The 20,428-nt window shown below is 72.4% G+C and carries 14 protein-coding genes; 4 read left to right on the top strand and 10 right to left on the bottom strand.

What is annotated here, in order from left to right; genetic code table 11:
- Positions 1-69: 69 nt before the first annotated feature.
- The 5 genes from ffh to ACIOD1_RS27940 form a co-directional block, all read right to left on the bottom strand.
- Positions 70-1,644 carry a signal recognition particle protein gene (gene ffh / locus ACIOD1_RS27960; RefSeq protein WP_365623162.1) on the bottom strand — a complete coding sequence of 525 codons (1,575 nt, stop codon included), beginning with the start codon at positions 1,642-1,644 and terminating at the stop codon, positions 70-72.
- Positions 1,645-1,754: 110 nt separating this feature from the next.
- The gene (locus ACIOD1_RS27955; protein WP_365623164.1) at positions 1,755-4,193 is read right to left on the bottom strand and encodes a [protein-PII] uridylyltransferase; all 2,439 of its coding nucleotides are present in this window, start codon (positions 4,191-4,193) and stop codon (positions 1,755-1,757) included.
- 125 nt (positions 4,194-4,318) lie between these two features.
- The gene (locus ACIOD1_RS27950) at positions 4,319-4,657 is read right to left on the bottom strand and encodes a P-II family nitrogen regulator (protein ID WP_365623166.1); all 339 of its coding nucleotides are present in this window, start codon (positions 4,655-4,657) and stop codon (positions 4,319-4,321) included.
- Complete coding sequence (locus ACIOD1_RS27945) at positions 4,654-5,994, bottom strand: ammonium transporter (RefSeq protein WP_365623168.1); 1,341 nt, start codon at positions 5,992-5,994, stop codon at positions 4,654-4,656. The genes ACIOD1_RS27950 and ACIOD1_RS27945 overlap by 4 nt, the downstream gene beginning before the upstream one ends.
- Positions 5,995-6,234: 240 nt before the next feature.
- Entirely contained in the window at positions 6,235-7,731 is a 1,497-nt protein-coding gene (locus ACIOD1_RS27940) for a hypothetical protein (RefSeq protein ID WP_401905321.1), read from the bottom strand.
- Between the two features lie 405 nt (positions 7,732-8,136).
- Between ACIOD1_RS27940 and ACIOD1_RS27935 the strand changes: the two genes are divergently transcribed.
- Complete coding sequence (locus ACIOD1_RS27935) at positions 8,137-8,805, top strand: bifunctional DNA primase/polymerase (RefSeq protein ID WP_401905318.1); 669 nt, start codon at positions 8,137-8,139, stop codon at positions 8,803-8,805.
- Between the two features lie 98 nt (positions 8,806-8,903).
- On the opposite strand, the gene ftsY is transcribed toward ACIOD1_RS27935, so the two are convergent.
- Positions 8,904-10,127, bottom strand: a complete 1,224-nt coding sequence (gene ftsY / locus ACIOD1_RS27930) for a signal recognition particle-docking protein FtsY (RefSeq protein WP_401905315.1) — start codon at positions 10,125-10,127, stop codon at positions 8,904-8,906.
- 158 nt (positions 10,128-10,285) lie between these two features.
- On the opposite strand from ftsY, the gene ACIOD1_RS27925 reads away from it, so the two are divergent.
- The gene (locus tag ACIOD1_RS27925; RefSeq protein WP_401905313.1) at positions 10,286-11,767 is read left to right on the top strand and encodes a cytosine permease; all 1,482 of its coding nucleotides are present in this window, start codon (positions 10,286-10,288) and stop codon (positions 11,765-11,767) included.
- Positions 11,768-11,830: 63 nt separating this feature from the next.
- Entirely contained in the window at positions 11,831-12,817 is a 987-nt protein-coding gene (locus ACIOD1_RS27920; RefSeq protein WP_365623176.1) for an LLM class flavin-dependent oxidoreductase, read from the top strand.
- A 45-nt stretch (positions 12,818-12,862) separates the two neighbouring features.
- On the opposite strand, the gene ACIOD1_RS27915 is transcribed toward ACIOD1_RS27920, so the two are convergent.
- The 4 genes from ACIOD1_RS27915 to ACIOD1_RS27900 form a co-directional block, all read right to left on the bottom strand.
- Positions 12,863-14,293, bottom strand: coding sequence for a sugar porter family MFS transporter (locus ACIOD1_RS27915; protein ID WP_401905310.1), 1,431 nt, complete (start codon positions 14,291-14,293; stop codon positions 12,863-12,865).
- A 215-nt stretch (positions 14,294-14,508) separates the two neighbouring features.
- A complete protein-coding gene (locus ACIOD1_RS27910; protein ID WP_401905307.1) occupies positions 14,509-18,243 on the bottom strand; it encodes an AAA family ATPase in 3,735 nt (1,244 codons plus the stop codon).
- Positions 18,244-18,475: 232 nt separating this feature from the next.
- Positions 18,476-18,691, bottom strand: coding sequence for a hypothetical protein (locus ACIOD1_RS27905; protein WP_030227372.1), 216 nt, complete (start codon positions 18,689-18,691; stop codon positions 18,476-18,478).
- Between the two features lie 349 nt (positions 18,692-19,040).
- Positions 19,041-19,322: an acylphosphatase gene (locus ACIOD1_RS27900; protein ID WP_365623182.1), complete on the bottom strand. Its 282-nt coding sequence runs from the start codon at positions 19,320-19,322 to the stop codon at positions 19,041-19,043.
- A 141-nt stretch (positions 19,323-19,463) separates the two neighbouring features.
- Between ACIOD1_RS27900 and ACIOD1_RS27895 the strand changes: the two genes are divergently transcribed.
- Positions 19,464-20,426: a CAP domain-containing protein gene (locus ACIOD1_RS27895; RefSeq protein WP_365623184.1), complete on the top strand. Its 963-nt coding sequence runs from the start codon at positions 19,464-19,466 to the stop codon at positions 20,424-20,426.
- Positions 20,427-20,428 lie beyond the last annotated feature (2 nt).

Below are 20,428 nucleotides of genomic sequence, written 5' to 3'. Positions count from 1 at the left end.
CGGAGGGGCCCCGGCCGCGTGGTCGCGTCCGGGGCCCCTCCGTGTGCCCTGCGGCGTGTACTCCCGTGCCTACTTCATGAACTTCTTGAACTCGTCCGGCAGGTCGAAGTCCTGACCCGGCCGGCCGCCGCCGGTCGGGAGGCCGAACGGGTTGCCACCGCCGGCCGGGGCGTCGTCCTGGGGCCCGGCCTCGCGCTTGGCGGCCGCTGCCGCCTCGTCTTCCTTGCGCTTCATCGGGTTGCCGCTCTTGCGCTTGCCCTTGGCCTGCTTGATCTGCTTCTTCTGCCGGCCGGGGCCGCCACCCATGCCCGGGATGCCGGGCATGCCGGGCATCCCGCCACCCTGCGCCATGCGGGACATCATCTTGCGGGCGTCGAAGAAGCGCTCGACCAGCGACTTGACGGCGCTGACCTCGGTGCCGGAACCCTTGGCGATGCGGGCGCGGCGCGAGCCGTTGATGATCGTCGGATCCTGGCGCTCGGCCGGGGTCATCGACTTGATGATCGCGGCGGTGCGGTCCACGTCGCGCTCGTCGATGTTGTTGATCTGGTCCTTGATCTGACCCATGCCCGGCAGCATGCCGAGGAGCTTGGAGATGGAGCCCATCTTGCGGACCTGCTCCATCTGGGCCAGGAAGTCGTCGAGCGTGAACTCCTTCGGCCCCTTCGCCAGCTTGGCCGCCATCTTCTCGGCCTCGGCCTGGCTGAAGGTCTTCTCGGCCTGCTCGATCAGGGTGAGCACGTCACCCATGTCGAGGATCCGGCCCGCCATGCGGTCCGGGTGGAAGGCGTCGAACTCGTCGAGCTTCTCACCGTTCGAGGCGAACATGATCTGCTTGCCGGTGACGTGCGCGATGGAGAGCGCCGCGCCACCGCGGGCGTCGCCGTCGAGCTTGGAGAGCACGACGCCGTCGAAGCCGACTCCGTCACGGAAGGCCTCGGCGGTGTTGACCGCGTCCTGGCCGATCATGGCGTCGACGACGAACAGGATCTCGTCGGGGCTGACGGCGTCGCGGATGTCCGCGGCCTGCCGCATCAGCTCCTGGTCGATGCCGAGGCGACCGGCGGTGTCGACGACGACCACGTCGTACTGCTTCGTACGGGCGTACTCGATCGAGTCCTTGGCGACCTGGACCGGGTCGCCGACGCCGTTGCCCGGCTGGGGCGCGTAGACCGCGACGCCCGCGCGCTCGGCGACCACGGAGAGCTGGTTGACGGCGTTGGGGCGCTGGAGGTCACAGGCGACGAGCAGCGGGGCGTGTCCCTGGCCCTTGAGCCAGAGGCCGAGCTTTCCGGCGAGAGTGGTCTTACCGGCACCCTGGAGGCCCGCGAGCATGATCACGGTGGGCGCGGTCTTGGCGAAGCGCAGGCGGCGGGTCTCACCGCCGAGGATCGAGACCAGCTCGTCGTTGACGATCTTCAGGACCTGCTGGCCGGGGTTGAGGGCCTTGGAGACCTCTTCGCCCCGGGCGCGCTCCTTGACGTTCGCGATGAAGGAACGGACGACGGGGAGCGCGACGTCGGCCTCAAGGAGGGCGATACGGATTTCCCGCGCCGCAGCGTCGATGTCCTGCTCGGAGAGGCGGCCTTTGCCCCGGAGGGACTTGAAGGTCGCGCTGAGGCGGTCGGAAAGCGTATCGAACACGGTGGTCGCGATTCCTCGGGTCGGGGGCGTGGTGGTCGTCCCCCAGGGTATCGGGCCACGCCGCCTGCCCGACCCTGCGGGCGGATTTCCCTTGACGTGGGGCGCTCCCCCTACCGCAGGCCCCCCTCCAGCCGTGCCGCCAGGGCCACCGCGTCCGGCGCGTCCAGGGGTTTGCCGTCGGGGGTGGTCACGTAGAGGGTGTCCACCGCGTTGGCGCCCAGGGTGGAGACGTGGGCGCTGCGCACCCGGACGCCGGCGCTCTCCAGGGCCCTTCCGATGCGGTGCAGCAGGCCCACCGCGTCGGGCGCCCGCACCTCCAGGACGGTGGCCAGGGAGGAGACCTCGGGGACGGCGGTGACCCGGGGCGGCGGCGGGACGACCCCGCGCCTGCGCGGGTACGCCGCCTCGCGGTCGGCGAGCTTCGCCGGGACGTCGAGCGAACCGTCCAGGGCCCGGATCAGGTCGGTCCGCAGCCGGGCGGCCTGGGGCAGCGCCCCGAACTCGGCGGCCACCCGCCAGCGCAGCACGAGCACCTCGCCGAGGTGGTCGGGCAGCTCCAGGGAGCGCAGGTCGGCGGCGCGCACGGTCAGCCGGTGCAGGGCCAGCACCCCGGCGACCGCCGGGAGCACCCCGGGCTGGTCGGGAACGGCGACGACCAGCTCGACCCCCACCGCGTCGTCCTCCTCCTGGCGGGCGTGCAGCGCGAGCACCGGCTCGCCCGTGCGCAGGGCCTCCACGGCGAGGCGTTCCTGCGCGGTGCTCGGGATCTCCGGTGCGCCGGCGGCCGGCGGGGCTCCGCTCAGCACGGCGGCCACCCGGGTCACGAGGTCGGCGACGAGGGAGCCCCGCCAGGTGCTCCAGGCGGCGGGGCCGGTCGCGAGGGCGTCGGCCTCGGTCAGGGCGTGCAGCACCTCCAGGGTCCCGGTCGAGCCGACGGCGTCGGCGACGGCCTTGACGGTGGCGGGGTCGTCGAGGTCGCGCCGGGTCGCGGTGTCGACCAGCAGGAGGTGGTGGCGCACGAGGGTGCCGAGCACGGCGGTGTCCTCGGCGTCGAAGCCGATCCGGGCGGCCACGTCGCGGGCGATGGTCTCGCCGGCGACGGAGTGGTCCCCGGGCCACCCCTTGCCGATGTCGTGCAGCAGGGCGGCCACGAGCAGCAGGTCGGGGCGACCGACGCGCCGGGTCAGTTCCGAGGCGCGCACGGCGGTCTCGACGAGGTGCCGGTCCACCGTCCAGGTGTGCACGGGGTTGCGCTGGGGCCGGCAGCGCACCCGGTCCCAGTCGGGGAGCAGCCGGGTGATGATCCCCTCGGCCTCCAGCGCCTCCCAGACCCCCACCATGGGCTCCCCCGCGCCGAGCAGGGTGATCAGCTGTTCCCGGGCCTCGGCCGGCCAGGGCACCGGCAGCGGCCGGGCCTGCGCGGCGAGGCGGCGCACGGCGTGCAGGGAGACGGGCAGGCCCGCCTGCGCGGCCGCGGCGGCGAACCGCAGGGGCAGGACGGGGTCCCGGTCGGGGCGTGCGGCCAGGGCCAGGACGGCCTCGCCCTCGGACTCCACGACCCCCTCGGCCAGCGGTGCCCGCTCGGCGGCCTGGGCGCCCCGGGCCCCCAGCAGACCGCGCAGCCGGGGGCGCGAGGAGCGTGCCCGCAGGACCCGGCCGACTTCGCGCCAGGTGACGTCACCGGCGTACGAGATCACCCGCGCGGCCCCGTACACCTCCCTGAGCAGGGCGTCCGGGTCGAGCAGTCCCAGTCGGGCGGCGACCTGGGGCTGTTCCTGGAGGGCGAGCCGGTCGGTGGCCCGGCCCGTGGCGAGGTGGAGGGCGTCGCGGGTGTCGAGCAGGGTCCGCCGGGCCTCGGCGAGCCCCTCGCGCGGGGCGTCGGCCAGCCAGGACGCGGCGACGGCCCGCAGGGCGGTGGCGTCGCGGAGCCCGCCGCGGGCCTCCTTGAGGTCGGGTTCCAGCAGGAAGCGGAGCTCTCCCGCGCGGTCGGCCCGCTCCCGGCACAGGGCGTCCAGCTGCGGGAGCCGTTTGACGGCCTGGTTGCGCCAGTCGGCCAGGACGGATGTGCGCAGCCCGGCCAGCGTTCCGGCGTCTCCGGCGACGACGCGCGCGTCCAGCAGTCCGAGGTGGACCTTGAGGTCCTCGGCGGCGGTCTTGCGGGCCTCGGCGGGGGTGCGCACGGAGTGGTCGAGGGCGAGGCCGAGGTCCCAGACGGGGTACCAGAGCCGGTCGGCGAGGGCGGCGAGGGCGCGGGGTTCGGCCTTGCCGTCGTGCAGGAGGACCAGGTCGAGGTCGCTGCGGGGGGAGAGCTCGGCGCGCCCGTAGCCGCCGACGGCGACGAGGGTGGCGCCGCGGACGCCGGTTTCCCGGACGGCGAGGGTGAACAGGGAGTTCAGCCACCCGTCGGTCAGCGCGGCCAGCGCGGAACGGCGCGAAGGCCCGGACCGCGTCTCCTCCTGGAGGAGTCGCAGCCGGGCCGCGGCGTAGCCGCCGGCTCCCGGGCCGGCGGGCTCGCGCCCGCCGTCGTTGGTCTCTTCGACGCTCGTCAACCCAGGGGCTCCCGTCGGCTGTGGGGTGTCCGTGATGTGGAGCCGGGCGCCGGGAGGGGTGGTGCGGCGGCCGGGGGTGGCGGGGTGCCCGGGTACGGGGTCGTACGCGGGCGCCCCGGGTGGACCTACAGCGCGTCGGCGCCGCGTTCGCCGGTGCGGACCCGGACGACCGAGTCCACGGGGACGCTCCACACCTTGCCGTCTCCGATCTTCTCGGTGCGGGCGGCGCGAACGATGACGGCGATGAGTTCCTCGGCCTCGTCGTCCTCGACCAACACCTCGATGCGGATCTTCGGTACGAGGTCGACGGTGTACTCGGCGCCCCGGTAGACCTCGGTGTGTCCGCGCTGGCGGCCGTAGCCGCTGGCCTCGGAGACGGTCAGGCCCTGGACCCCGAAGGTGTGGAGGGCCTCCTTGACGTCGTCCAGCTTGAACGGCTTGACGATCGCGGTGATCAGCTTCATGCGTCGACCTTCTTGCTCGCGGCTACGGGTGCGGGGGCGGCGGGCCGTGCGGAGATGCCGCCGCCGGCGCCGCTGAAGTCGTAGGCGGTCTCGGCGTGCTCGACCTGGTCGATGCCGGAGACCTCCACGTCCTCGGGGACGCGCATCCCGATGGTCTTGTCCAGCAGGAAGGCCAGGATGGCGGACGCGACCAGTGAGTAGGCCAGGACGGCGAAGACTCCGACGGCCTGCTTGCCGAGCTGGGTGAGGCCGCCGCCGTAGAAGAGTCCGGCCACGTCGGACTGGACGCCGCCGGTGGCGAAGAGGCCGATCAGCAGGGAGCCGGTGACGCCGCCGACGAGGTGGACGCCGACCACGTCGAGGGAGTCGTCGTAGCCGAACCTGTACTTGAGGCCGACGGCCATGGCGCACAGCACACCGGCGATGACGCCGACGGCGATGGCGCCGAGCGGGCTGACGGCGCCGCCCGCCGGGGTGATGGCGACGAGGCCGGCGACCGCGCCGGAGGCGGCGCCCAGGGTGGTGAAGGAGCCGTGGCGCAGCTTCTCGTAGCCGAGCCAGGCCAGCATGGCGGCGGCGGTGGCGACCTGGGTGTTGACGAACATGACCGCGCCGACGCCGTCGTCGTTGCCGAGCCAGGAGCCCGCGTTGAAGCCGAACCAGCCGAACCAGAGCAGACCGGCGCCGAGCATCACCAGGGGGAGGCTGTGGGGGCGCATCGGGTCCTTCTTGAAGCCGACGCGCTTGCCGATGACCAGGATGACGCCGAGGGCGGCGGCGCCGGCGTTGATGTGGACGGCGGTGCCGCCCGCGAAGTCGATGACGCCCAGCTCGAAGAGCCAGCCGCCGGCGCCCCAGACCCAGTGGGCGACGGGGAAGTAGACGACGGTGACCCAGAGCGCGGAGAAGAGGACCCACGCGCTGAACTTGACGCGGTCGGCGAGGGCGCCGCTGATCAGGGCGGGGGTGATGACGGCGAACATCAGCTGGAAGACGGCGAAGACGTAGACCGGGATGGTGTAGCCGTCCCAGAGCTCGGTGATGCCGATGCCGCTGAGGCCGACGTAGTCGGAGTTCCAGCCGATGAGGGAGCCGGAGTCGGTGCCGAAGGCGAGGCTGAAGCCGTAGAGCACCCACAGGATCGTGACGATCCCGAGGCTGACGAAGCTCATCATCAGCATGTTGAGGCTGCTCTTGACGCGGACCATGCCTCCGTAGAAGAAGGCGAGTCCCGGGGTCATCAGCATGACCAGGGCGGAGCAGATGAGCATGAACCCGGTGTTCGCGGCAGACAGCGTCGGGGCGTCTGCAGCGAGGGTCGTGATGGCTGATGCCATCGGCGTCTCCTCGTCGTCGGTACGGTCGCGTGCGGGCGATCGTGAAAACCTGAGCGGCGCAAGGCGTAGGCCCGGGGGGCTGGCCTGGGGACTGGCCGGTTATTGGCCCTGAGATTCGCGCAGGCCGGTTTCCGGCGGCGCCGCTGGGTGTTTCGCGCCGATGACGAAGAGGTCGGACGTGTTACGCGCCCATGAACAGGCGGGTGGGGACGGGTGGGCCGATCCGTCGGTCCGGCCCCCTCAGACGGCCTCGGCGGCCTCGGGGAGCCTGGAGGCGAGGAGGTCGGTCAGTCGGACCACCTCGGCGACGTCGCCGTATTCACGGGCGGCGGTGTCGACGGTCTTGCGCAGCCGGGTGTTCACCCGTTCGGAGCGCACCTTTCGCGCCACGTCGAGGGCCTGGTCCACGAGGACGGTGGCCTGCTCGGGTTCGCGCTGGAGGAGGTGCACGGTGGCCATGCCGATGAGGTTGAGGGCGTACGAGCGCTGGTGCACCTCGTCCTTGGCGAACAGCTCGACGGCGCGTTCCATGACGGGCTCGGCAAGGGAGGCGTAGGTGGGGCTCCGGCCGGCCACATAGGCCAGGTCACGGTAGGAGTGGGAGTTCTCGCCGTTCAGCTCGGCCTCGGAGAAGAACCGGATCCAGTCGGGCTCCGGCTCGGCGCCGCCGAAGCCGACGTCGGAGAAGGTGTCCTCGGCCATCCGGACGGCGCGCTTGCACCGGCTGGGCTGGCCCATGTTGGCGTAGGCGCGGGCCTCCATCGCATACAGCATGGCCTGGGTGCGCGGGCCGGCGCAGTCGCGGCTGCCGTACTGGGCGAGGTGGATCAGTTCGAGGGCGTCCTCGGGCCGGCCGAGGTGGATCATCTGGCGGCTCATGCTGGAGAGGATGTACGAGCCGAGGGGCTTGTCGCCGCCCTCCTTGGCGGCGTGCAGGGCGAGGACGAAGTACTTCTGGGCGGTGGGGTGCAGTCCGATGTCGTAGCTCATCCAGCCGGCGAGTTCGGCGAGCTCCGCGGCCACCTTGAAGAGGCGCTTCATGACGGGGGCCGGGTGGTGCTCCTGGAGCAGGTCGGTGACCTCGTGGAGCTGGCCCACCACGGCCTTGCGGCGCAGTCCGCCGCCACACTGGGCGTCCCACTGCCGGAACATCGCGGTGGTGGCTTCCAGGAGGTCCAGTTCCGGTTCGGAGAGCCGGGGCGGGCGGTATCCGCCGCGGACGGCCGCCGGCCCGCCCTCGGTGCGCGATCCGGGGTCGGCGGCCGGGACCGGGACGAGCCAGCGCTGCATGGGCTCGATGAGGGCGGGGCCGGCGGAGAGGGCGAGCGAGGTCCCGAGGAAGCCCCGGCGGGCGAGCATGAGGTCGCTGCGGGAGAACTCGCTGAGCAGTTCCACGGTCTGCGGTCCGGCCCAGGGCAGGTCCACGCCGGAGACGGACGGGGTCTGGTGGGCGGTGCGCAGGCCGAGCTGTTCGATGGCGACGACGGAGCCGAAGCGTTCGGAGAACAGTTCGGAAAGGATCCGCGGGACGGGCTCGCGGGGCTGTTCGCCGTCGAGCCAGCGGCGCACGCGCGAGGTGTCGGTGCTGATGTGGTGGGCGCCCATCTGGCGGGCCCGCCGGTTGACCTGCCGGGCCAGCTCGCCCTTGGACCAGCCGCTGCGGACGAACCACGAGGTCAGCTGGTCGTTGCGGTCGGTGGACTCCCCACTCGTTCCGCTTGCGCCGTTGCCGCCCACTGGAACGCCCCCATCCGCGTCGCTTCTCCACACGAACCCTGGCCTCAGTGGCCGTTCCCGCCGGGGACCTTCACAGGTCCTGCACGGATTGCCTCCGGCATAACCACGGCCGGTGCGTTCTCAGGGTTCGTGAACCGAAAGTAATCCTACGATCACCCCTCGGGCGAGGTCGATCCCGGAAACGCCACCATTCGCCACCCCTTCGAATGAACTCGCCACCGGCCAGGCGCGATTCACTTGACACGACGGCGAAACAGAACGGTTGGACGGGAGTGCGCACGGGGCGCGCGCGGCGAGGAGTGCGCCGGGTGGCTCCGGTGGACGCGGCGCGACCCCCCGGCCCGTGACAGGTCTCGCCGACGTCGTAACCACCGGCGCGTCCGACCCGTTGGAGGGGACATGGTCATGGGCTTCACGATCGGCGGCAGCCGCGGCACCAAGGAGTTCCGTTCCGGCGTCCGGCGCCGCGGCCGGACGTCGGAGTGCACGACGGTGGCGGAGTACACGGGGCTGTGGGGCTGGGACGCGGTCCCCGGGGCCCGCGCCGCGGCTCCGTCCCGCGACTGCTCCTGCGGTCATACGAACTGCGGTGCGCCGGGGGCGCACCCGCTGGACTTCGCTCCCACCGTCCCCGGGGGCGCCACCCTGGACGAGGTCACCGAAGTCTGGGGCGATTACCCCGGCGCGGCGATCCTGCTCCCGGTCGGCCGCTCCTTCGACGTGATCGAGGTCTCCGAGGAGGCCGGGCGGCGCGCCTTGGTCCGCCTGGAGCGGATGGGCCTGCCGCTCGGCCCGGTCACCGCCACCCCGGACGGCCGCGCCCAGTTCTTCGTGGCCCCGGGCGCGGCGGCCGAGCTGCCGCAGCTGCTGTACCGGATGGGCTGGGACGACGCCGATCTGGACCTGCGCGCCCTGGGCCCCGGCGCCTTCCTGACGGCCCCGCCCTCGGACCACGCCGGCCTGGGCCCGGCCGCCTGGCTGCGCGGCCCGGCGCTGGACTGCGCGGGCGGACCGCCGCAGGCCCGGTTGCTACTGGGGACCCTGGCCTACATCTGCCACCGCTTCCGCCGCTGAGGCCAGGCGGGCCCCACCTCCCCCGCGCCGGAGACGACCGTGCCCCCGCGTCCGGTGGGGGAGGCGGGGGCACGGGTGCGCGGGGGCGGAGCCGCGACTCAGTCGCCGATCAGGGCGTCGACGAACGCCTCCGGCTCGAAGGGGGCCAGGTCGTCGGCGCCCTCGCCCAGGCCGATGAGCTTGACCGGGACGCCCAGCTCGCGCTGGACGGCGATGACGATGCCGCCCTTGGCGGTGCCGTCGAGCTTGGTCAGCACGATGCCGGTGATGTCCACGACCTCGGCGAAGACGCGGGCCTGGGTCAGGCCGTTCTGGCCGGTGGTGGCGTCGAGGACGAGGAGGATCTCGTCGAGCGGGCCGTGCTTCTCGACGACCCGCTTGACCTTGCCGAGCTCGTCCATGAGGCCGGTCTTGGTGTGCAGGCGGCCGGCGGTGTCGATGAGGACCACGTCCGCGCCTTCGGCGATGCCCTCCTTGACCGCGTCGTAGGCGATGGAGGCGGGGTCGCCGCCCTCGGGTCCGCGCACGGTGCGCGCCCCGACCCGGTCGCCCCAGGTCTGGAGCTGGTCGGCGGCGGCCGCGCGGAAGGTGTCGGCGGCGCCGAGGACGACGCTGCGGCCGTCGGCGACGAGGACCCGGGCGAGCTTGCCCGTGGTGGTGGTCTTGCCGGTGCCGTTGACGCCGACGACCATCACGACGGCCGGGGTGTCGACGCCGCTCTCCGTCTTCACGGCGCGGTCGAAGTCGGTACCGAGCAGGGCGACCAGTTCCTCCTTGAGGAGGGCGCGCAGGTCGGCGGGGGTGCGGGTGCCGAGCACCCGGACGCGCTCGCGGAGCCGGTCCACCAGCTCCTGGGTCGGCGCGACACCCACGTCGGCGATGAGGAGCGTCTCCTCGATCTCCTCCCAGGTGTCCTCGTCGAGGTGCTCGCGCGAAAGCAGCGTGAGCAGCCCCTTGCCGAGGGAGTTCTGGGAGCGGGCCAGGCGGGTGCGCAGGCGGACCAGGCGACCGGCGGTGGGCTCGGGCACCTCGATCGCGGGCGCTTCCGGGGCCTCGACCACAGGGTCTTCGACGGCAACGGGGGAATCGGTGGCGGTGGCCGCGTCGGGGAGGGTGACCTCCTCGATCGTGCGGCGCGGCTCGTCCGTCGTGGGGGCGGCGTCCTCCCCCACCCGCGGTTCGGCGGGCGGGGCTGTGATGGTCGGCGTGCTCGACGGTGCCGTGGGGGGCAGCTGCTTCTTCTTGCGGCTGCTGACCACGAGCCCGCTGATCGCGCCGACCGCGACCAGGGCGATGACTACGGCAAGAATCAGGATTTCCATAACCCACCCAGTATCGGTCACGCCGGCGGACCGGGAACGGAACCGACGGGGCGGACCTTCAGAGCTTCACACGGAGCACTAAGCCTCTATTTGTGCTTTTCGTGGCGAATCTACGATGATGGGCGACTCCCCCTTCTTCTCCCCCCACGGAGCAGCGCATGCCCGCCGAGCCCGCCGAAGGCGCGATAGCAGCCCCGGCCGAGACCGCCGTCGAGACCCGCGGCCTGGAGCCCGTTCCCGACGGCGAGCGCCACGGGCGGGTCCGCGAGCTGGTCCCGACCTGGGTGGCCGCCAACATCAGCGTGTTGCTGCTCACCATGGGCGCCGGCCTGGTGATCTTCAACAAGCTCAACATCTGGCAGGTGCTCGTCGTGGCGGTGGCCGCGCCGGTGCTCTCGTACGGGATCGTCGGCCTGATCTCCATCGCCGGCAAGCGCGGCGGAGCCCCCGGGATGGCGCTCTCGCGGGCCGTCTTCGGCCAGCGCGGCAACCTCTTCCCCGGCGCCCTGATCTGGGTGGCCCGGTGGGGCTGGGAGACCATCAACGCGGTCAGCGGGGCCTACGCCGTGCTCACCGTGCTCGACCTGCTCTTCGGCATCAAGAGCAACACGGCCCTGATCGTCGTCACGCTGCTCTTCTTCGTGGGCTGCACCTTCGTGGTCTCCGGGCTCGGGATCAACGCGCTGCGGGTCTGCTCGAAGTGGTCGACGTACCTCTTCGGCGCCTTCAGCGTGCTCGTCCTGGGCTACCTGCTCGTCACCACCGACTGGTCCACCGTCCTCGGCAAGCCGGCCGGCTCGACCGCGATGATGGTCGCGGGCATCGGCACCATCGCCGCCGGCGGCATCAGCTGGGTCCCCTCGGGCCCGGACTTCACCCGCTACCTGCCGCGCACCGCCTCCTCCAGGGGCATGGTCGGCGCGACCATCGGCGGCGCGAGCGTGGTGGTCCTGCCGATGGTCCTGATGGGCGCCGTGATGGCCGTCGGCGCCCCGGACCTGGCCACCGCCCAGGATCCGGTCTCCTTCATCGGCGAACTGCTGCCGACCTGGATCGCGGTCCCGTACCTGCTGGTCGCCCTCGTCGGCATGCTGCTGATCAACTCGATGTCCATGTACTCCGCCGGGTTCACCGCGCAGACCCTGGGCATCAAGGTCCCGCGCGCCTGGGCCGTCAGCGTCAACGCGGTCATCAGCCTCGTCTTCGGCTTCCTGCTGATGGTGGTGGCCACCAGCTTCTTCGGCTCCTTCATCTCCTTCCTGACCCTGCTGGCCGTGGCCTTCTCCGCCTGGATCGGGGTCTTCGGCGTGGACATGCTCCGCCGCCGGACCTACGACGGCCCCGCGCTGCTGGACACCACCCCGAGCAGCGCCTACTGGTACCGGGGCGGCTTCGCCTGGCAGGCGATGACGGCCTGGGGCGCGGCCCTGCTGGTCGGCCTGCTCTTCACCGAGGTGGACTGGTTCGCGGGCCCCCTGTCCGACACCTGGATCGGGCGGAACGGTCTGGGCTGGGCGGCCGGCATCGTGACCTCCGGCCTGCTGTACGCCGTACTGCCGCGCACGCCGGACCCCGCCGCCCCCGCCGGGCAGCAGCCGCCCGCCGCGGAGCGCGAGCGCGCCGGATCCCTGTCCAACTGACGTTCCGTCAGCTAACGTCCCCCTTCGCCCGCCCACCCACCCCAGGCGAAGGGGGACTTCTCCATGCCCATCACCGTGGCCCGGTTCAATCTCGTCGACCCCAACGGCACCCCCGAGTCCCTCTCCGCCCGCTACCAGGCCGCGCTGGAGATGGCGAGGTACGCCGACGAGCAGGGGATCGACACCCTCCAGACCGAGGAGCACCACGGCGCCGCGAACAACTGGATGCCCTCGCCCTTCGCCTTCGCCGGCGCGGTCTTCGGCGCCACCCGGCGGATCGCGGTCACCGTCTCGGCGATCATCGGCCCGCTCCACGATCCGCTCAAAGTCGCCGAGGACATCGCGGTCCTGGACCTGCTGAGCGGAGGCCGGCTTGTCACGGTGGCGGGCATCGGCTACCGGCCCGAGGAGTACGAGCAGCACGGCGTGGAGTGGGGCCGGCGCGGCCGGCTCCAGGACGAGCTGCTGGAGACCCTGTTGAAGGCGTGGACCGGTGAGCCGTTCGAGTTCCGCGGCCGGACCGTACGGGTCACCCCGCGCCCCTTCACGCAGCCGCACCCGCTCCTGCTGGTCGGCGGCAGCTCCGAGGCGGCTGCCCGGCGCGCGGCCCGGCTCGGGCTGCCGTTCTTCCCCAGCGCGCACCTGCCCGAGCTGGAGGCGTACTACCAGGCGAAGCTCGCGGAGTACGGCACCGAGGGCTTCTGCATGATGCCGGCGGCCGAGACCCCGCTGCTGCACATCGCCGAGGACCCGGACCGGGCGTGGGCCGCGTACGGCGGGCACTTCCTGCACGAGGCCGGGATGTACGCCTCCTGGCAGTCCAAGGACATCCGCAGCGCGGTCCGTTCGGGCGCCCGGACGGTGGAGGAGCTGCGCGCGGAGGGCGTGTACCGGATCCTGACCCCGGACCAGGCCGTGGAGTACGCGCGCGGCGCGGGCGAGGCGGGGAACCTTGTGCTGCACCCGCTGTGCGGCGGGATGCCGTTGGACGAGGGCTGGCGCAGCCTGCGGCTGCTCTGTGAAAAGGTGCTGCCCCGACTCAGGGACTGAGCCGGGGCAGCACCCGCGAAGGAGAGGGGGTGTTGGCGGGGGTGGTTACCCCATCTCCTCCAACGCCTTGCCCTTGGTCTCCGGCACCCACTTGAGGATGAACGGGATCGAGAGCAGGGCGAAGACCGCGTAGATGACGTACGTGCCGGACAGGTTCCAGTCCGAGAGCGTCGGGAACGAGACCGTGATGACCCAGTTGGCGATCCACTGGGCGGCGGCGGCCACGCCGAGGGCCGCGGCGCGGATGCGGCCCGGGAACATCTCGCCGAGCAGCACCCAGACCACGACGCCCCAGGACAGGGCGAAGAAGAGGACGAAGCAGTTCGCGGCGATCAGGGCCACGAGCGCCTGGGTGTGCGGCAGGGCGATGTCGCCGCCGCTGGTGTCCTTGTAGGAGAAGGCCCACGCGGCGAGCGCGAGGGAGATCGTCATGCCCACGGAACCGATCAGGGCCAGCGGCTTGCGACCGATCCGGTCCACGAACACCATCGCGATCACCGTACCGATGATGTTCACGACCGAGGTCTCGAAGGAGTACAGGAACGAGGAGCTCGGGTCGATGCCGACCGACTGCCACAGCGAGGAGCTGTAGTAGAAGATCACGTTGATGCCGACGAGCTGCTGGAAGACGGAGAGGCCGATGCCGATCCAGACGATCGGCAGGAAGCCGAAGCGGCCTCCGAGGAGGTCCTTGAAGGTGGACTTCTGCTCCGAATGGATGGCGCTGTCGATCTCCCGGACCCGGGCGTCGGCGTCGATGCCGTCGCCCTCGACCTCGCGCAGGACCGTCTTGGCCTTCTCCATGCGGCCGGCCGAGATGAGGAAGCGCGGGGATTCGGGGATCACGAAGGACAGCAGGCCGTAGAGCACGGCCGGGACGACCATGACTCCGAGCATCCACTGCCAGGCTTCCAGGCCGCCGATCTCGCCGCGCTGGTCGCCGTCGGCGAGGTTGAGGATGCCCCAGTTGACCAGCTGTGAGATGGCGATGCCGACGACGATGGCGGCCTGCTGGAAGGAGGCGAGCCGGCCGCGGTAGGCGGGCGGGGAGACCTCGGCGATGTAGGCCGGGCCGATCACCGAGGCCATGCCGATGCCGAAGCCGCCCACGACGCGCCAGAAGGCGAGGTCCCAGAGGGCGAACGGCAGGGCCGAGCCGATGGCGCTCGCCGTGAAGAGGACGGCGGCGATCTGCATGCAGCGGATCCGCCCGATCCGGTCGGCGATGCGGCCGGCCGTGGCCGCGCCGAAGGCGCAGCCGATCAGTGCGGCGGCGATCACCTGGGCCAGGGCGGCCGAGCCGACGTCGAAGCGGTCCCGGATGGCCTCGACGGCGCCGTTGATGACGGAGCTGTCGTATCCGAAGAGGAATCCGCCCATGGCCGCGGCCGCGGTGATGAAGATGACGTGCCCGAGGTGGTCGGGGTGCGGCGCGCCCGCGCCTCCTGCCGGTACCTGCGCTGTGCTGCTGGTCAAGGTGTGCTCCGTGGGGGTTTCGTCCGTTCTCCCAGTGGCGCACAGGTCAAGATCGGGCACCACCCGAAGGCAGGGGGACAGCGGAGTGAGCCTATGCGTTCAACTCTTGAAGTCAAGAGGTGGGGTCAGGATGTGTTCAACGCCAACCGGGTACCCCGAGATTCACTTCTTGAACGGCCTGGGCCAAGACTCTCGGACCGGGGTCCACCGGTGGGCTAACGGAGCCGCTGGCTGATGACCTTCGAGACGCCGTCGCCCTGCATGGAGACCCCGTAAAGCGCGTCCGCGACCTCCATCGTGCGCTTCTGATGGGTGATCACGATCAGCTGCGAACTCTCCTGGAGTTCCTCCATGATCCGGATCAGCCGCTGGAGGTTGGTGTCGTCGAGAGCCGCCTCCACCTCGTCCATGACGTAGAAGGGGCTGGGGCGCGCCTTGAAGATGGAGACCAGGAACGCCACGGCCGTCAGCGAGCGCTCGCCGCCGGAGAGCAGCGAGAGCCGCTTGACCCGCTTGCCCGGCGGACGGGCCTCGACGTCCACCCCGGTGGCCAGCATGTCCTCGGGATTCGTGAGGACCAGCCGACCCTCGCCGCCGGGGAAGAGCCGCGAGAAGACCCCCTCGAACTCCCGCGCCGTATCCCGGTAGGCCTCGGTGAAGACCTCCTCGACGCGCTGGTCGACCTCCTTCACCACTTGAAGGAGGTCCGCCCGCGTCTTGCGCAGATCGTCGAGCTGTTCGCTGAGGAATTTGTGGCGCTCTTCCAGCGCCGCGAACTCCTCCAGCGCCAGCGGATTGACCTTGCCGAGCTGCTGGTGGGCACGCTCGGCCGCCTTGAGCCGCTTCTCCTGTCGGTCCCGTACGAAGGGCCCCGGCCGGTTGCGCGGGTGCTCCGGATCCTCGGGCAGCTCCTCGCCCTCGGCCGGCGGGGACGGCGGAACCAATTGGTCGGGGCCGTACTCCGCCAGCAGGGCGACGGGCTCCACCCCCAGCTCCTCCAGGGCCCGCGTCTCCAGCTGCTCGATCCGCATCCGCTTCTCGGCCCCGAGAACCTCGCCCCGGTGGACCGAATCGGTGAGCTTGTCGAGTTCGCCCTTGACGTCACGGCCGCTGCCGCGGGCTTCGGCGAGTTCGCCCTCGCGCAGCACCTTGGCCCGGTCGGCCTCCGTACGCTCCCGCTCGGCCCGGCCGATCGACACCTCCAGGTGCGCCAGGAGCTGCCTCGCCCCCTCGGCGACCGCCCCGGCCACCTCGGCCTCGTGGCGCGCGCGCAGCCGACGCCGCTCGGCGCGCGCCCGGGCCTCCCGTTCCGCGCGGGCGGCGCGGTCGAGGGAGTCGGCCCGGCCGGCCAGGCCCCTGACCCGCTCCTCGTGGGTGCGCAGTTGGAGGCGGGCCTCCATCTCGGTCTGGCGGGCGTTGGCCCCGTCGGCGGCGAGCCGGTCGCGCGCCGAGGTGTCGGGCTCCTCGGCGGTCGGCATGTCCTCCACCGCGGCGAGCCGCTCCGCACACTCCTCCACGTCGATCCGCGCCCGTTCCAGGGCGTCCCGCGCGGTGGCCACCGCCGAGGCGGTGCGCTCGGCTTCGCCGAGGGCCCCCTTGGCCTGCCCGGCGAGCCGGCCGAGCTGCTGCGCGACCCCGGCCCGGGCCCGCTCCCCGGCGCGGCGGCGGTCGGCCAGTTCCTCGGCCCGGGCGGCGGCCTCGGCACGGGCCTCGCGGGCGTCCTCCAGGGCTCCGGCCAGCTGCTCGCAGAGCGCGTCCAGGGTCACGTGTTCCGCCGCCGCCTCGTCCACGGCGGCCCGCACCTCGATCAGGCTGGGCGCGCCGGCGGAGCCCCCTTGCGCCAAGTGGGCGCCGAGCACGTCCCCGTCGGTGGTCACCGCGACCAGGCCGGTGTGGCGCGCGACCACGGCCTCGGCCTCCGTCAGGGTCGCCACCACCACGTGGTCCCGCAGCACCCACTCCACGGCCCGGCGCACCTCGGGGTCACCGCCGACGAAGCGGGCCGCCGCCGGCAGGGCGGGCTCGGAGCCGGCGGGTGCGGGTACCGAAGACGCGGTCGGGGTCGCCGCCGCGGCCGGGGTCGGGGTCGTCGCCGCGGCCGGGGCCGCCGCCGGGAGGGGTTCCTGGTGCGGGGTGCGTGCCTGCCCGGGCAGGACCGCCGCGCCCGCGCCCCCCGCCGGGACCGACTCCCGCCCCGGTACCCCGTCGTCGGGGGCGGGCCCGGGTCCGGGCACCGCCACCGGGGCCACCAGGAAGGCGGCCCGCCCCCCGTCGGTGTCCCGCAGGTGCCGGATCGCGGCCGCGGCCGCCCCCGGGGAGGCCACGGCCACCGCGTCGGCGGCGGCTCCCAGCGCCGCCGCCACCGCCGTCTCGTAGCCCGGGGCCACCGTGACCCGCTCCGCCGCCGGCCCGAGCAACCCGGCGAGCCTCTCCCGCGCCGCGAGCAGCGCCCCGGTGCCGTCCTTGCGCCGCAGCCCCAGCGCGAGCGCGTCCCGTCGGGCCGCGGCCGCGGCCCGGGACCGTTCCGCCGAGGCCAGAGCCTCCCGGGCGGCGCCCAGCGCGGCCTCCGCCCCGGTGAGCCCGGCCCGCGCCGCCTCGTACTCCCCCTCCACCTCGGGGTCCTCCAGGCCGCCGACCTCCTCGGCCAGCGCCTCGTACTCCTCCCGCGCGGCCTTCGCCCGCTCCCCCGCACCGTCCCGGGCGGCGGTCAGCCGGTCGATCTCCGCCTGCGCCGCCCCGGCCCGCGAACGGGCCGCGCCGAGGCGCCCCGTCAGCCGGGCCAGCTCCTCGCGCCGATCGGCGATGGCCCGTGCGGCGTCCCGCAGCCGGCGCTCCTCCTCGGCGAGGGCCCGCTCCAGTCCGGCCCGGTGCTCGGAGGTGTCCTCCAGCGCCCGCCCGGCGGCCTCCAGCGCGGCCGCCAGCTCCGCCTCCTGCTCCCGGATCCGGGCGGCCTCCCGCTCCAGGTCCTCGGGATCGCGCCCGCGCCGCTCCTCCTCCACCGGGGCCAGTGCGCTCTTGACCCGGGCCCGCGCGAGGGACTCGGTCCCCCGCACCCGTTCGGCCAGCTGCGACAGCTCGTACCAGGTCTGCTGGGCCCGCTGGAGCCGGGGCGTCAGCCCCCGTACGGCCTCCTCCAGTTCGGCCTCGCGCCGCAGCGCCCCGGCGAGGCGTCGCTCTGCGGACTCCTTGCGTTCCTTGAGCGCGGCCTCGTCGGCGATCTCGGCGTCCAGAGCCGACCGCAGCGTCACGAGGTCGTCGGCGAGCAGCCGCAGCCGGGAGTCACGGAGGTCGGCCTGGATCACCGCGGCCCGCCGGGCCACCGCCGCCTGCCGGCCGAGCGGTTTGAGCTGCCGGCGCAGCTCGTCGGTGAGGTCCTGGACGCGAGCGAGATTGGCCTGCATCGCATCGAGTTTGCGCAGCGCCTTCTCTTTGCGTTTGCGGTGCTTGAGCACTCCTGCGGCCTCCTCGATGAAGGCTCGGCGGCCCATCGGGTCGGCGTGGAGGACCGAGTCGAGCTGTCCCTGCCCGACGATGACGTGCATCTCGCGGCCGATGCCGGAGTCGGAGAGCAGCTCCTGGATGTCGAGGAGCCGGCAGGTGTCCCCGTTGATCTGGTACTCGCTGCTGCCGCCCCGGAACATGATCCGCGTGAGGGTGACCTCGGCGTACTCGATCGGCAGGGCGCCGTCGGAGTTGTCGATGGTGAGGGAGACCTCGGCCCGTCCCAGGGGCGGGCGGCCCGTGGTGCCGGCGAAGATGACGTCTTCCATCTTTCCGCCGCGCAGGGTTTTGGCGCCCTGCTCGCCCATGACCCAGGACAGCGCGTCCACCACGTTGGACTTGCCCGATCCGTTCGGGCCGACGACACAGGTGATGCCCGGCTCGAAGCGGAGCGTGGTCGCGGAGGCGAAGGACTTGAAGCCGCGCAGGGTCAGGGACTTGAGGTGCACGCCGCCGGACTCTACCTTTCACGTTCGGTTTCGCCCGTGAAGGTGCGGGGCACTCCGGACGTGGAGGGAATCCCCGGGTGGATCGGTCCCCCACCTGGCCCAATGCCCGTCGCGGCGGGTCGAGGGGGCAGGCGGCGGCCGGCCGGGGACGAGGAGCGGAAAGAAAGAAGGGACGCCGGAGCGTCCCTTGCAGATCATGCGGGTCTGGGTTCGACTGACGGGTGAGCGCGGATCAGGTGAGCGCAGGCTCCGCCTGGGGTACGTCGAGGTCGATGCTGTCGAGCAGCGAGTCTCCGTGCTGTGCGGCGGCGGCGTTGAGCGCGTCGTTCTCGGACTGGATCCGTCCGAGTTCGGACTCGAGGTCCTGAACGCGCTGCTGAAGCCGTCGCATCTCGGCGAGGAGTCGCGGGTCGGAACCGCCGACGTAACCGAGAAGCGCCTTTGCCATGATGGATGGTCCTCCACACTGAGTGACCGACCGGAAGCGGTGTGGGTCGTGAGGGAATCGCACCCGCGGATGTCCGACAGCGACTGTCAGTCACTGCACTTACTACTGCCAACACTGCCAAACAGCTCAGGTGCGCGGGGCTTCCAGCGTCTCACCAAAAAGTTTGACGGTCAACACGATCACGCCCCGTATCGGCGGGCAGCCCGATCCGCGCAAGGGGCGGAGAGATCATCCTCGTCTCCGAGCCTTCCACGGATCACCCGCGAAGGCAACGCGCCGGCGACGAATGCGCAGATCCGACGCCTGCCGACCATCCAGAGATCTGATCAGTTCATGATCAGTCGATCGCTCACCGGATCTCGAACGCGTCGTAGCCACCGCGCGGTGTGCCCCAGATCTCTGTCACCCCGTCCACCCTCCCGGGCGTGTCGGCGGAGCGCAGCCACTCCAGGAGCCGGTGGCAATTCTCACGTTGACCTTCGGCCACGACCTGTACTCGACCGTCGTCCAAGTTGAGGGCGAAGCCGAGCATGCCGCCGATCTCCAGAGCGTTCGCCCTGGTGAACCAACGGAAGCCCACTCCCTGTACACGGCCGCGCACCCACGCGGTCATGCGGACATCTTCATTCATGCATGAACGCTAACCGGGCAAACACTTTCGGAGCACATCGCCCCCCTCCGCCCATGGACTACAGTCCCCCACCAATGCCTCATCCGTTCGGGTGAGAGCGTGCGATCAGCGTTTGATCTCGCAAGGGAAGGCAGGCCGTCGATGGGACGCCACCGACTCCACGCCGCCCCGCGGCCCGGCGCCAGGCGCCGCACCGTCGTGCGCAACGGCCTGCTCGGCGTGTCCGTCGCCGTGGCCCTCGGCACGGCGGCCGTCACCACGGGGTTCGTCCCGGTCGGCGGCTCCTTCCCCTACGTGGGCACGGACGCGGGGACCAAGACCGAGGCGGGTGGGGAGAAGTCCTCGCCCGGCTCCTCCTCGATGGAGCAGCAGGGCGGTCTCGCCAACCTGTCCGGCCGGGCCTCCTCCGTCCCCGACCCCGCCGCCTCGAAGCGCGCCCCCTCGGCCTCCCCGAGCGCTTCCGCCACTCCCTCCCCTTCGGCATCCCCCTCGACGACCCCGTCGCCCTCGGCCTCCGTCAAGGAGCCCGAGAAGACCGAGCCGGCGACACCTGACAAGACGGCGGAGAAGGAGACGCGGAAGGCCGAGGCGCCGGCGAAGCCCGCTGCCCCACAGCCCCCGAAGCCCGCCGCTCCGAAGCCCGTCGCCCCCAAGCCCGTGACCCCGAAGCCCGTCGTCCCCAAGCCCCCGGCCGCCAAGCCCTCGACCCCGGCGCCCGACGGCGGCCGCGCCGCCGAGGAGGCGGCCGTCCTCACCCTGGTGAACCAGGCGCGGGCGCAGGCGGGCTGCGTCCCGGTCCGGGCGAACCCTCCGCTGGCCGCGCTGGCCGGAGCGTTCAGCAAGGACATGGCCGTACGGGGCTTCTTCGACCACACGGACCCGGACGGGAACACTCCCTGGACCCGGGCCGACAAGGCGGGGCTCTCCGGCCTCGGCGGTGAGAACATCGCCCGCGGCCAAGGCGACGCCGCTTCCGTGATGCAGGCCTGGATGAACAGCCCGGGCCACAAGGCGAACATCCTCAACTGCGAGTTCCGCACCCTGGGCGTCGGCGTGTACCTCGGCTCCGGCGGCCCCTGGTGGACCCAGGACTTCGGCTTCTAGGA

The sequence above is a fragment of the Streptomyces sp. NPDC088097 genome (assembly GCF_044741845.1).
Taxonomy (GTDB): Bacteria; Actinomycetota; Actinomycetes; order Streptomycetales; family Streptomycetaceae; genus Streptomyces.
The sequence above is the reverse complement of the archived record's forward strand: the minus strand, read 5'-3'. Positions and strand labels throughout refer to the sequence as shown.